This is a genomic window from Bacillus sp. FSL K6-2869 (assembly GCF_040869405.1).
GTDB lineage: Bacteria > Bacillota > Bacilli > Bacillales > Bacillaceae > Bacillus > Bacillus altitudinis.
Window position 1 is genome coordinate 1,659,962 of record NZ_CP152035.1, and the last position, 12,493, is coordinate 1,672,454.

Consider the following 12,493-nt stretch of genomic DNA (forward strand, 5'->3'; position numbering starts at 1 on the left):
ATATGTGTTATATTTTGGTGGATTAAGGAGAAAATTGCAATTGTTTTTATCAATCTATCATAAGGGGTGGCATTCATTGTCATATGTAAGCTATCAAAAAAATAATGTTCGTGTGGTATTAGGGGCAGATGAATCAGTTCAGAATTTAGTCATGAGTAAAGTACATCCCTATGTTGAGTGCAGCAAAATAACAGACAGACTTGAAGGAGACGTTTGGACGATTTTAACCAGCAAATATGCACAAGACATTCAAACAGAAGTGCCACTTGAAGAAGTCTTTTATCAAACCAAGATGGAACCTCGCTGTCGCTACCTGTATCACGGAGAGAAGAAAATCGTTGTAATAGATGAACCAAAAGATGTCAGATGGACAGCCCAACACGCACTGCGTTTAATAAGAGTATTGCTTCGCCTTTTGTGTTATCAGGATGGACTTGTCTATTTGCATGGCGGCATGATGGAGATGAATCAAAAAGGGATTGCACTAGTAGGCGGATCAAGAGCGGGCAAAACATCCACCATTTTATCCTTGTTATCCTTAACCGATGCAACGTACATCACAAACGATGATATAGGGATTTCATATACGAACAACGAGTACAAAGGAACTGGTTGGCCGAGATCTATGAGTATTCGGAAAGATTCTTTTGAAGCCATTGAAAAGCTTGGCTCACCATATAGGCTTCAAACATCGAGTCACCCATTTAATGAAGATGATAAGAACTACCATTTCGTCTATCCGGAGGAATTAGAAAAATGGTTTTCACGTGAAGTCAAAACAATGGGGAAAATCGACGTCATGGTGTTTCCTGAGTTTTTACCTCATGGGCAAACGGGCGCCACACTTTCGAAAATCAGTCCACATGAAGCAGCGGAACGTCTAAAGGAGCACGCAGTCATCAATCCTGGAAGACATAATGAATTCCTCTTACCATATTTCACATTACCGACACCCGAAGCGCTAGAACCATTTCTTAAACATCTAGCGGAAAAGATCCCTTGTTATTCATTAAAACAGGCATTTACTTCTTTAGAGAAAGGAACCTTTCTCATTCAAGAGCTTCTTGAACAATCCGATATGGTCGTGTAAGACGTTTTGGAGGTGAGTCATGGTTGAGCAGGAGTATAAATATTTGTTGTCACAAACAGATTTTCAACACATCTACAACATGTTAAGTCAAAATCATCAACCCACTTATTTAATGAACTTCAATTACTATTATGACACCTCAGATTTTTTATTAAAACGATATGGCTATACCGTACGGATCCGTCAAACCAGCGGCAAACGAACACTTGAGATCAAATGTCCCAGTCAAACGTCTGGTTATAAAAGAGTAAGAGAAGAAAAGTCATTTCCTATTGAGGATCTACCGCAAAAGCTAGATGTACAGAACATCGTAACGTCTTTACCTTTTACAATGACTGAACAGCCAGAGTTGTTAGGACTATTGGTTACTGAACGAACTACCTTTTATATCGAGACAGGCATCAAAGTGGATTTGGATCAAAGCAGTTATCTTGGCATCACAGATCATGAATTAGAAATTGAATATGACAGTGAAAAAGCATATGAGGCAGCTCAATGGTTTCATAGACTAACGGATGATTTGGACATACCAGTCAATCGAAAAGGGAAACGCTCTCGATTTATCACTAGATTTAAATCACTATACGGGAAGGAGTAATCCACATGCGGGCTGTTTTGGATCAATCCACTCTCTCAAATGAAGAGAGGCTACTATTACTTGGCTCACGTATTCAATTAAATGAAAAAGAAGAAGAGTTGATGAGAGAGGTATTAAAAGACGGCATCGATGTACCTCAATTGATTGGACTTGCATCAAGACATAAGGTACTTCAACTGATGACGCCTCATTTGATTCGCCTTGATGATGAAAAAAAAATCACGACAACCTACAAATTTTTACTTCATTATCATTATATCGGGAATCGTCAAAAAAATATGGAGAGATTCAAGGAATTAAAGCGTCTTTTACAAACATTTCGAAAAGAAAATCTGAAAGCAGTCCCTCTTAAAGGAGCCATTTTAACGCCTCTTGTTTACAAAGATTATGGACTCCGAATGATGTCAGACATTGATTTCTTAATTCATCCAGATGTTCGAAAAAGAGCTTCTTCATTGCTCAAGGAGGAAGGGTTTATCATCGGTAAATATGACTGGGCAACCGATCAAGAAATACCGATTTCCCGAGAAGAAGAAATGATGTGGAGAATGAATGCCGGGAATCTTTATTCACATATTAAACGAAGCGGAGAAGACTTTTTGAAGGTTCACCGTGTTGATTTCTCATACGATGTTGAGCTGAAAAAAAACTACGACGCTACAAATGCCTTGCTAGATGCTGCTATAGAAAAGTCATTTTTGCAAACGGATACTTATATGCTTGAACCTTTAGATTTTCTCATTCATCTTGCTTTCCATTTATACAAGGAAGCAACAAATGTACAGTATGTCTATTTACATGCAGATCTCAATTTGATTAAGTTTTGCGATGTAAGGGAGTACGTCAAGTTTGCTGAAGAGCAAAACCAACTTGATTGGCATGCTTTGCAAGCAAGAGCGAAGGAATTAGGGGCCGAGAAAGCACTTTTTTACACGTTTACGTTTGTAGATTTATTGTATCAAACGAACTATATCGATCAATTGCAGCAGTTAGACATGAGTGACCAATCGTTCTTAGAAGCCTATGGAGAAAATGATTTCGGTTCTTCGAAAATGTGGAAGAAATCTTTTGTTGAGCGTTTTTTCAGCTTGGATAATCGTGATGAGCTTGAAGAGGAGCCTGTCGTACAGCTGTTCCCTGAAAGGCAGTAGCAAAATGAAGAGGAGGATTCTATATGGAGATAAAAGCGCTTTTTGAAAAGCCAAAGAACGATTTTCCTTATGAAAAATCATTTGTGTTTGCAGGTATTCATTTTAACATTCTATCAACCGAATCGCTGGCAATTGAAGATATCGAACATTATATCCCGAAAGAACCAGACAGCCATGTGGGGGATATGTCTTCACAGATTGATATACGGTTTATCATTGATCCTGACCTTGAACAGTCCGTTCGCAATGCGTGCTTTCAAAAGGGTGAAACGATTACAGCAAAAAGGAAGTTTACTTACAAACGATTGAAATTAGACGATCAAGTATTGTTTGCCTCGCATGAAGGTGACGAGCCGCACAGTGTGGCGGTCAATAAAGGGCGTTATGCTGTGATTGGAAAAAACAATAATGAATCTGCGATACGCTGTCCACTGCGAATCGTTCGAGAAATTGCCCTTAGAACATTAGAAAACCAAGGTGGATGCTTTACGCATGCAGCGGCTGTCTCTTTTGAAGATGGCCAAAAAGGAGCGCTCATTATTGGCGATAAAGGTGCCGGGAAGTCAACTACTATGTGGCAGTTTTTGCATCATGGGGGAGCAGATTTTATCACAAACGATCGTTCTATTTCAGTGCTTGAAGATCAGGAACTTACTGTGTATGGATGGCCGATGTGCTTGGCGCTTGGAGTAGGAACCGTCCAAGCCACAACAAATATACAGGAACTGAAAAACAAAAAATTCAGCCGGTCTCAAGATAAAAGAATATGGGATGAAACCATATCAACAGAGGAAGAGGCAAAAGAAAAATGGGCGAGCGGCTGTAAGTTTGAAATTACACCAAAAGAAGCTGCTGACATGACAGGAACAACGATTCGGAGCTCTACGAAAGTAAATATGGTGATTTTTCCTTCACTCAAAATAGGTTCAGGTGAGATCAGGCTTGTACCAGTAAAAAACGATGATCAGAGAGCAAAAGATATCATGGTCGCCAATATAAGAGAACCAGAAGATCCTGACTATTTAAAAGGCTGGCTCGGCCTTCGGCATGTGTCAGATACCTTTCTTGAACAAAAGGCATCTGAGCTGATCCATCATTTATTCAATATGCCATGTTTTTATTTAGAGGGTGATCCGCGGTATCTCCAGGACGCGATTCCAGATCTATTAAACAAAAAAGTGAGTTCCATTTAAAGAGACGATTGTCTAAACATTCGTTTGAGCCGGTCTTCACGCTTTTTTATCTGTTCGTGATCTGCTGGCAGCATGATTTGAAAGAGCATGTCAGCAATCGGCCGTGCGAGCCTTTCGTCAGAGTTTAAGAGAATGCAAACACCTAATTTACGCTTTGGAATGAAGCCAATATAGGAGGTGAAGCCTTTAATTTCTCCGCTATGTTCAGCTAAGGTGAATCCGTTAAAAGGTCTCAAAAACCATGAAAGACCAACACCTCTAGTGAAATCTTCTTCAACCATAACGGGGCTTTGCATTTCTTTTAGCGAATGCTGATGAAGCAGACGGTTTCCGTCGTATTGAGCTTGAATGAATCGAATCAAATCGTCTGCTGTAGAGAATAGTCCGCTTGAACCGTCCTCCCAAGATGGTGTTTCAGCACTTGGATAGGATATGCCGGAAAGACCAGAGGAAGAAAGGGTATACCCTTTGGCTGTCGATGCTGTTTCAATAAATCCAGTTTGCTGCAAATCGAGCGGTTCTAGTATGTGGGTATGCACTAATTCTCTAAATGGCTGTTGACTCACTTTTTCTAGTACTTTACTTAAAATTGAATAGCCAAGACTGGAATAATTGATGATAGACCAAGGCGGTGTAAAAATAGTCAGTATTTCCATGCACTGAGCTAATGTCATATCTCGCAGATGAGTTGCTTTATCGAGTGTTTTGGGCAGGCCTGAGATATGAGAGGCAATCATTCGGAAAGTGAGTGGAATTGGTTCAGACATGTGACTTTTTATGAAAGAAAGTAAAGGTTCGTAAGTATGAATAGGCTCATCGAGTTGAATCAATCCTTCCTCTCGTATTTTCATCATGACCATTGCAGTAAAAGGCTTAGTCACTGAACCAATTCGAAAGGTTGTGTCTTTTGTAACAGGGGTGCCGCTTTCAATATCAGCTAGGCCCTCATGCCACGACCAAACGTGCTTATCTTCATGAGAAATACAAATAGAGCAGCCAGGAATTTGATGTTGATTCAATAACTTCTTCATGTCAGTGGTTGTATCTTGCAAGCGTTGTAGGATCGATTCATTGATCAAAATAGACACCTCTTTCATACAGAATATATATATATTACCAAATGTTTCATGTTGTTTTAAGGTAAAGGATCAATATTTTTATATTTTAAAAGAGAGCGGGCGATTGATAATGAAAACAATTCAAAAAACCATTCTTGATATTTTAAAAGGCGATGGCCAGGATATCGAACAAATTCCATATGAGCTTGTAGAACGTAAAGGAGTAGGGCATCCAGATACGATGTGTGACGCCATCGCAGAAAGAGCTTCTCAATACTATTCTCAATATTGCATGGAGCATTTCGGCAGAGTAGCACACCACTGGTTTGACAAAGTCATGCTTCTTGGCGGAGATGCTGATGTAACGTACGGAAAAGGAACAATGGTCAAACCTTATCAAGTTGTGTTTGCTGGAAAAGGGGCATACGCATACGGTGATGAGCCGATTCCTCTTAAAAAGATTCTTTTCGATGCAGCCAAAGATGTGTTATCAGAGGTGACGACCGGATTTGATGCTGACGAACATCTCGTCATCGACTGCCGGATTGTTGATCATCAAGGGGCAGGCCGTAAAAATTCAAGATATCGTCCGATGGTTGAAACAGACATGATCGAGATCGGTGATCCAAAGCTTGTTTCAAATGACTGTAATTTACTGCATGCTCATGCCCCGTTAAGCCGTCTTGAGAAGCTAGTTCTCTATACAGAGCGTTATGTGAATGGACCAGAATTTAAAAAGGTGAACCCAGATACCGGCTGGGATGTGAAAATATTTGGAAGCAGACGTCATGAAGATTTCAAACTCATAGTAAACATGCCTTTTCTAGCAAAAGATATTCATAGTCTTGAGGAATATTTTGCCCGTAAAAAAGAATGCCAGGATCAAATCGCACGCTATATTCATGAAACGTTAGGACTTACCCCTGATCTTATGCTGAACGCAACAGATCGCAATGGTCGCCCGTACTTAACAGCACTTGGTTCTGTAGCAGATACAGGCGATGTAGGTGTTGTCGGAAGAGGAAATCGATTAAATGGATTGATCACCCCAATGCGGTCTATGAGTATTGAAGCGCCGGCTGGTAAAAACCCGCTTGATCATACAGGGAAATTGTATGGAGTGCTCGCGCAACGATTGGCAGATCAAATTTTTGAGACCATTCAAAAGCCAACAGAAGTGCATATCTTTACTTCAAAAGAAGCACCGCTCCACAACCCTGATGAAATTGCCGTCCGTATTGAACAGTGGGATGGAAATGAAGTGGATAGAAAGAGAATTGAAGACATTGTCATGAATGCGGTTCATTCGATGGGCGATGTGACAAAAGATTTAATTTTTAAAGGCGTGACAATGTGGTAATAAGGATGAAAGAAAAAGTCATTGATGCCGTTCATGCATGTATTCATACAAAAGAACCAATGGCAGTGACCATTCATCCATATGAAATTGAAAAACACCAACAATTGGATCAACATCATCTTCTATTGATGCTAAAGCCTGAATTAACCAGTATCCATAAAGGTGTACAGCTTGATCGAATACTAGATGAACTTCTCCTACGCTTAGATAATCATGATGTAGAAATAGGAGCCGTGCGCGTTATATCATCCTTATATTTGAAAGAAAAGAAAATAATAGAAAAACAATATGGGATGCTGAACAAAATCTCTAAAAACGGTCTGAGTGAATTGTCAGATACGGCAAAAAAGATGCTGTTCTTTAAATATCCAGAGTTTAAACAGAAGGAACATTTCATATATGGAGGCCATCAATTTTTACAAAAGTACGAAGAGCTTACGCCATATGGTTTAGAGCTTCTTACACGGAACATGAAGGTGGACAAGCTAGGTGCGGGCACATACGCCATAAAGGCCGAGGTGGATGGAGAACAGATGCTTCTGCTCAATTCATTCCACCCTTGTCAAATTGAGTGGTTCACTGCACCTGCAAAGTCTATTATCGTCATGGAATGTTTTTCAAAGAAGCCTATGAGGATGTTAAGAGAAGATTTTATCGGTGCAACGGACCCTAAAGAGGCAAAAGCAGGTTCTTTTAAACACATGCTGCTGTCGGAGCAAAAGCGGTTTGGTTTAACGAACGTGTGTACTCGATTTAATGGCATTCACCTGTCACCAGGACCTGTAGAAGCAATGGCGGGAATGATTCACTATTTTCGTACACCTGACACAAGGCTGACTCCCGCACATACACTTTTTGGCCAGTTGTTAAAGAAAAATGGCTTTTCGGAGGAATCACTAGATCTGTTATGTGAAGATGTGTCCATTCATTCAAGCGAAGTGCCAGTATTTGAATTAACTGAAAACCTCAATTGGGATGAATCATTAGATCTGTTAACAAAGGTGAGAAACGACATTCAAAAGCATGAACGTGTTCTGTAACAGGGGGGAACCACTTGAATAATGAAGGAGCTAGCCAGAGAATATGGATTGTTGGTCCACCTGGATCTGGAAAAACGACCCTTGCCCATCACTTGAAACAGGAATTCATGTTACCTCACTATGAGCTCGATGCCCTATTTTGGCAAGCGAACTGGAAAAAAACAGATAGGAAGTTGTTTATCGATAACGTCCATGAAGTTGTTAAACAAAAGAAATGGGTGATTGATGGTCAATATTCATCTGTTCACCATATCTTGACTGAATATGCTGATACGATCATATGGCTTGATGTGAAGAGAAGGAAGACATTCCCCCGTCTCATGAAAAGGACGTTCAAGCGGCTCATGACAAGGGAGAAACTTTGGAATGGAAATAAGGAGCGAATAGGTAATGCGCTCCAATTTTTCTCATATGCCTTTCATGTGTATCCAGAGGTGCTCCATCAAAACGAGAAGCTTTTTCATAAATTAAAAAAAGAATCACGTGTGAAATGCCTGCGCATAGACAAGCAGGAAGCAGCAGATCTGGTACTTAGGAAAATCAAAAACCTTGAGAAAAAGGGGTGAGGACATGATGAAATCTGATGATGCTGATAATGTCCTGAAATATTGGTTTTCGGAACAGCAAATCCGCTTAACACCTTTAAACGGAAGAAGCCCTAATGAAGGCTGGCTTGTAGAGGATGCTAAAACCCGCTTTGTCTTAAAAAAATGTGCGAGAAATCATGATGCAAAGTGGCTTCAATATTTAGAAGATTTAACAGATGCTTTGCTTGATTATGGTTTCCCGATTCAACCAATGATAGAGGCAGAGAACGGTCGTAAAACCATTTTATTCAAAGAACATTTTTGGCAGTTGCGGCCCTATTTTGAAGGAAGGCCATATGAAATGGGAAATCGTTCAGATGAACAAGAAGCCATTCGGGTATTAAGACAACTTCATTCATTAAAGAACTTACCGAAAGGGCCTGTAAACCCAAACTGTGAATTGAAAAACTGGATAACTTCACCGGACGAAACACTGGATAAGACGGCAAGTGTATTAAAGAAAGTCGTTTCTTCTAATAAGGCTGCTTCTTTGCTTAAAGTGTATGAACAGGAGCTGATGAATGTACTCACGCTGCTAAATCCTAGTCTGTATGAGGCATTACCACATGCTGTCACACATGGTGATTTTCATTCTGGCAACCTGCTCATCCGTCATAAGAAGCTCGCCATGGTTCTTGATTTTGATACAGCAGGTTATAGACCACGAATTTATGATGCAGCCATATCTGCTTTTTTATTAACGAGAATCAAGCGGGGAACATTTCAACTAGATATTGTGAAAACGATTCAATTTTTAAAGGCATATGCCGATGACCTATCTGAAAACGAGTGGCGTTCTATATCTGGTTTTATCAGACTTTTATATATTCCGACAGGGCGGTATTTAACACTTCTGCATACTTACACACCTCACTTATTGAACTGGTATATTGATTGGTCCTTGGAAGCACTAGAATCTGCATCAAGCCAGCTGAAAGAAGAATGGTATCTCCAAAAGGAGATGAGGATTTGAAGGTTGCTGTTGTCACTGGTGGAAATAGAGGCATTGGAAAAGAAGTGTGCAGACAGCTTGCGCAAGATGGCATGCTTGTCATTTTAACAGCACGGCAGATTGAAAATGCTGAATTTGCTGCTTCTGATATAAATGAGCAGGTTGTGCCATACCAGCTGGATGTGACAAACGAAGAGTCGGTTGAACGTCTGTCGGCTTTTATAAAGGATTCGTACGGAAGAGTGGATGTGCTGATTAATAATGCGGGAGTCTTTCTTGACAACATAATGGATGACGCCTTTCCATCTTTTTTAGATCTTCCTGTATCGACACTTCAAGAAACGATGAATGTCAATGTGTATGGCGCAGCTAGAATGACCAAGGCGGTTTTCCCTTACATGAAAGAGGCTGGATATGGACGAATCGTCAATGTATCTAGCGGCATGGGAAGGCTCTCCGCCATCTCCGCTTCAAACGATGTTAGGCGTGACGGAAAAAGCGGTCCTTACTACAGGATGTCAAAAGCGGCTTTGCACGTTCTGACAAAAGTCACGGCTTTAGAGGGGGCGCCATTTTCTATTCTTGCGAATGCGGTTTGTCCTGGCTGGGTACAAACGGACATGGGGACATCAGAGGCTGTTAAAACTGTTCAGGAAGGTGCATCAGGAATCGTATGGGCGGCACAGCTCCCCCGAGATGGACCAACAGGAGAGCTACTAAGAGACGGTAAAAGACTTCAGTGGTAAGAGGAGGCAGCTACATGCGAGGAATGAAAGAAAAGACAGTGATTGTGACAGGCGGGGCGCAGGGGATTGGATATGCGGTCGCAGAACGAGCAGCACAAGAAGGTGCGCAAGTCGTCATTGCTGATCACCATGTAGATTACGGACTAGCAGCAGAAAAACAGCTCAAAGAAAACGGATATGATGTTTTGTTTATAGAAGCTGATATTGCTGATGAGGCAGCCATTGTCTCAATGGTAGAAAGAACAGTCGATCATTTTGGGAAAATTGACATGCTTGTGAATTGTGCAGCCGTTTTTATCATGCGTGGCCTTGAAGCTACTGTTGAAGAATGGCGGCGCATCATGGACTTAAATATTATGGGGCAAGCCCTATGTGTCAAACACACGTCACCTTACATGGAGAAAATAGGAAAAGGATCCATTGTAAATATTGCCTCCATTTCAGGTCATATTGCCCAGCCGAAATATTTAACATACAACGCAACAAAAGCAGCCGTTGTGAATATGACGCGATGCATGGCAATGGATTTGGCGGATGCAGGTATTCGGGTGAATGCAGTGAATCCGGGTACGGTGTGGAACAAAAATAACGAACGATTTCACTTGGAAGAACTTGGGTTGACAAGAGATCAAGCAAATCAGCACCCTGATATTGGAGGGATGCACATGTTAAAACGAACAGCTGATCCAGAAGAGATCGCATCTGCTGTCATCTTTCTTCTCTCTGATGAAGCGAGTTTTATCACAGGAGAAAATCTAATGGTTGACGGCGGCTATACTGCCATGTAGAGGAGTAAACATTTTGATGAAATTTGATCTGCACACACATCATCAACGCTGTGGTCATGCGGAGGGAAACATCAGAGAATATATCGATGAGGCTGTCAAACTAGGTCTAGAATTTATCGGAATATCGGATCACTCCCCGTTTTTTGGTGAAGAGGCCGATCATTTTAAACCATGGGTAGCGATGGCTAAGAGTGAATTTCAATCATATGTAGAGGAAGTCCTGCAATTGAAAAAGGAATATGAGGGGAAAATTCACGTGCTGTTAGGTGTTGAATCTGATTATTTTCCAGAACACGAAGCCCTCTACCGAGACGTATATCGACATTATCCATTTGATTATATCATTGGCTCGGTTCATGTCAGTAATGGATACGACCTATTTAACCGGAAACGCTGGGAACGAATAACAGAGAAACAAGCCATCATTGAAAAAGAGACGTATTACCAGTTGATTAAGATGTCTGCTGAGAGTCAAATGTTCGACGTTTTGGGTCATATTGACGCCTTAAAAGGTTTTTATCCAGAAATTGCTCATCTCAAAACAGAAGCTGTCGATGATGCGCTAAAAGTCATTGCGGAGAGTGGTTCTGTGATTGAAGTGAATACCTCTGGCAAAACAAAAGACTGCGGAGGCTGGTATCCATCAATGGATCTATTAGAGCGAGCCAAATTTTATGGTGTGGATGTCACGTTTGGCTCAGATGCTCATCAGCCCGCCCGCGTGGCAGATGATTGGCTGAAAGTGAAACAAACGCTGAAGGAATTAGGTTACCAGGAATGGTGTATTTTTCAATCTCGTCAAAAGCGAAAATTGGCTCTATAAATTCATAAAAAAGGGGTTTTGAACATGACAAAAGTTCGTGTAGCAATTGCAGGAGTGGGATCATGTGCGTCAAGTATCGTTCAATTTGTTGAGTTGGCTAAGGAAAAGATGGATACGCCCTCTGGTGTTATGCATGACGTGATTGGAGGCTATCAGTTATCTGATGTCGAATTTGTTGCAGCTTTTGAAGTAGATCAAAATAAAGTCGGAAAAGACTTATCAGAGGCCATTTTTACTAAACCAACAGCTGCAGTGAAACATATCGATGTTCCGTTTTTCCAAGTAACCGTCGAAGCAGGTCCTTTATGTGATGGACTTGAAGGAGATTTGTCCAACTGCATTCAACCACATGAACATTCATTGAACATGAAAACACATGATGTGACGCAAAGGTTAAAAGATGTTCAGGCAGATGTACTCGTCTGCTTCTTACCAACAGGTTCGTTTGAAGCAGTTCGTGTGTACGCAGAGGCGTGTGCACACGCTCAAACAGCCTTTATTAATGCGACACCTGAACCGGTGGCAAATGATCCTGAGTTTGTCAAAATGTTTGAAGAGTCGGAGACCCCGCTCCTTGGAGACGATTTAAGAAGTCACTTAGGTGCAACCACACTGCATACAGCCTTAATTGAACTATTAAAATCCCGCGGGATTGATATCACCAATACGTACCAACTAAATGTTGGAGGCAATACGGACTTTTTAAACCTAGCCAACCCTATGAGATCAACGAGTAAGCAAAAATCGAAGAGAAAAGCATTGTTCGCTTCAGGGATTGATGCCAGTGAAGTGGCAGCAGGTCCAAATGGTTATGTCAGCTACTTAGGGGATCATAAGGTCTGCTTCCTGCGATTAGAAGGGAATTCGGTTTTAGATTCTGACATTTCACTTGAAATTCGTTTGCAAGTAGAAGATAGTCCGAATTCAGCTGGTGTCATTGCGAATGCGATGCGTGTTGCAAAAGCAGCTAAAGATATGAATCACAGCGGTGTCATACATGACGTCTGCCCATTCTTATTTAAGAGTCCACCAATTGGACAAGTTGATTCAGAATCATTACGTCTGTTCAATGAATATGTGGCAAATGCTGAGCTGAAAAAGGTGTAA

13 protein-coding genes are annotated in these 12,493 nt (G+C 41.1%); 12 read left to right on the plus strand and 1 reads right to left on the minus strand.

What is annotated here, in order from left to right; genetic code table 11:
* Positions 1-40 precede the first annotated feature (40 nt).
* From MHI58_RS08470 to MHI58_RS08485, 4 genes are read left to right on the plus strand one after another with little or no spacing between them, the layout of a single operon-like run.
* Complete coding sequence (locus tag MHI58_RS08470) at positions 41-1,090, plus strand: hypothetical protein (protein ID WP_173408004.1); 1,050 nt, start codon at positions 41-43, stop codon at positions 1,088-1,090.
* Between the two features lie 19 nt (positions 1,091-1,109).
* Positions 1,110-1,688: a CYTH domain-containing protein gene (locus tag MHI58_RS08475; RefSeq protein ID WP_041507287.1), complete on the plus strand. Its 579-nt coding sequence runs from the start codon at positions 1,110-1,112 to the stop codon at positions 1,686-1,688.
* Positions 1,689-1,693: 5 nt separating this feature from the next.
* Entirely contained in the window at positions 1,694-2,839 is a 1,146-nt protein-coding gene (locus MHI58_RS08480; protein WP_368004404.1) for a nucleotidyltransferase family protein, read from the plus strand.
* Between the two features lie 23 nt (positions 2,840-2,862).
* Positions 2,863-4,032, plus strand: coding sequence for a hypothetical protein (locus tag MHI58_RS08485; protein WP_368004405.1), 1,170 nt, complete (start codon positions 2,863-2,865; stop codon positions 4,030-4,032).
* Here MHI58_RS08485 and MHI58_RS08490 read toward each other — a convergent pair.
* The gene (locus tag MHI58_RS08490; RefSeq protein WP_272511506.1) at positions 4,029-5,111 is read right to left on the minus strand and encodes a serine hydrolase; all 1,083 of its coding nucleotides are present in this window, start codon (positions 5,109-5,111) and stop codon (positions 4,029-4,031) included. The genes MHI58_RS08485 and MHI58_RS08490 overlap by 4 nt on opposite strands.
* Before the next feature lie 109 nt (positions 5,112-5,220).
* On the opposite strand from MHI58_RS08490, the gene MHI58_RS08495 reads away from it, so the two are divergent.
* The 8 genes from MHI58_RS08495 to MHI58_RS08530 are packed head-to-tail and all read left to right on the plus strand — an operon-like array spanning position 5,221 to position 12,493.
* Entirely contained in the window at positions 5,221-6,450 is a 1,230-nt protein-coding gene (locus MHI58_RS08495) for a methionine adenosyltransferase (RefSeq protein ID WP_045034279.1), read from the plus strand.
* Positions 6,451-6,455: 5 nt separating this feature from the next.
* On the plus strand, positions 6,456-7,490 hold the full coding sequence (locus tag MHI58_RS08500) for a hypothetical protein (protein ID WP_368004406.1): 1,035 nt from the start codon (positions 6,456-6,458) through the stop codon (positions 7,488-7,490).
* A 14-nt stretch (positions 7,491-7,504) separates the two neighbouring features.
* Entirely contained in the window at positions 7,505-8,056 is a 552-nt protein-coding gene (locus MHI58_RS08505) for an AAA family ATPase (protein ID WP_052463351.1), read from the plus strand.
* 4 nt (positions 8,057-8,060) lie between these two features.
* Positions 8,061-9,050 carry a phosphotransferase enzyme family protein gene (locus MHI58_RS08510; RefSeq protein ID WP_368004407.1) on the plus strand — a complete coding sequence of 330 codons (990 nt, stop codon included), beginning with the start codon at positions 8,061-8,063 and terminating at the stop codon, positions 9,048-9,050.
* The gene (locus tag MHI58_RS08515; RefSeq protein ID WP_368004408.1) at positions 9,047-9,775 is read left to right on the plus strand and encodes an SDR family NAD(P)-dependent oxidoreductase; all 729 of its coding nucleotides are present in this window, start codon (positions 9,047-9,049) and stop codon (positions 9,773-9,775) included. The genes MHI58_RS08510 and MHI58_RS08515 overlap by 4 nt, the downstream gene beginning before the upstream one ends.
* A 14-nt stretch (positions 9,776-9,789) precedes the next feature.
* Positions 9,790-10,563, plus strand: a complete 774-nt coding sequence (locus MHI58_RS08520) for an SDR family NAD(P)-dependent oxidoreductase (RefSeq protein ID WP_048001546.1) — start codon at positions 9,790-9,792, stop codon at positions 10,561-10,563.
* Positions 10,564-10,579: 16 nt separating this feature from the next.
* The gene (locus tag MHI58_RS08525) at positions 10,580-11,386 is read left to right on the plus strand and encodes a histidinol-phosphatase (RefSeq protein WP_057079537.1); all 807 of its coding nucleotides are present in this window, start codon (positions 10,580-10,582) and stop codon (positions 11,384-11,386) included.
* A gap of 24 nt (positions 11,387-11,410) precedes the next feature.
* Positions 11,411-12,493, plus strand: a complete 1,083-nt coding sequence (locus tag MHI58_RS08530) for an inositol-3-phosphate synthase (protein ID WP_041507279.1) — start codon at positions 11,411-11,413, stop codon at positions 12,491-12,493.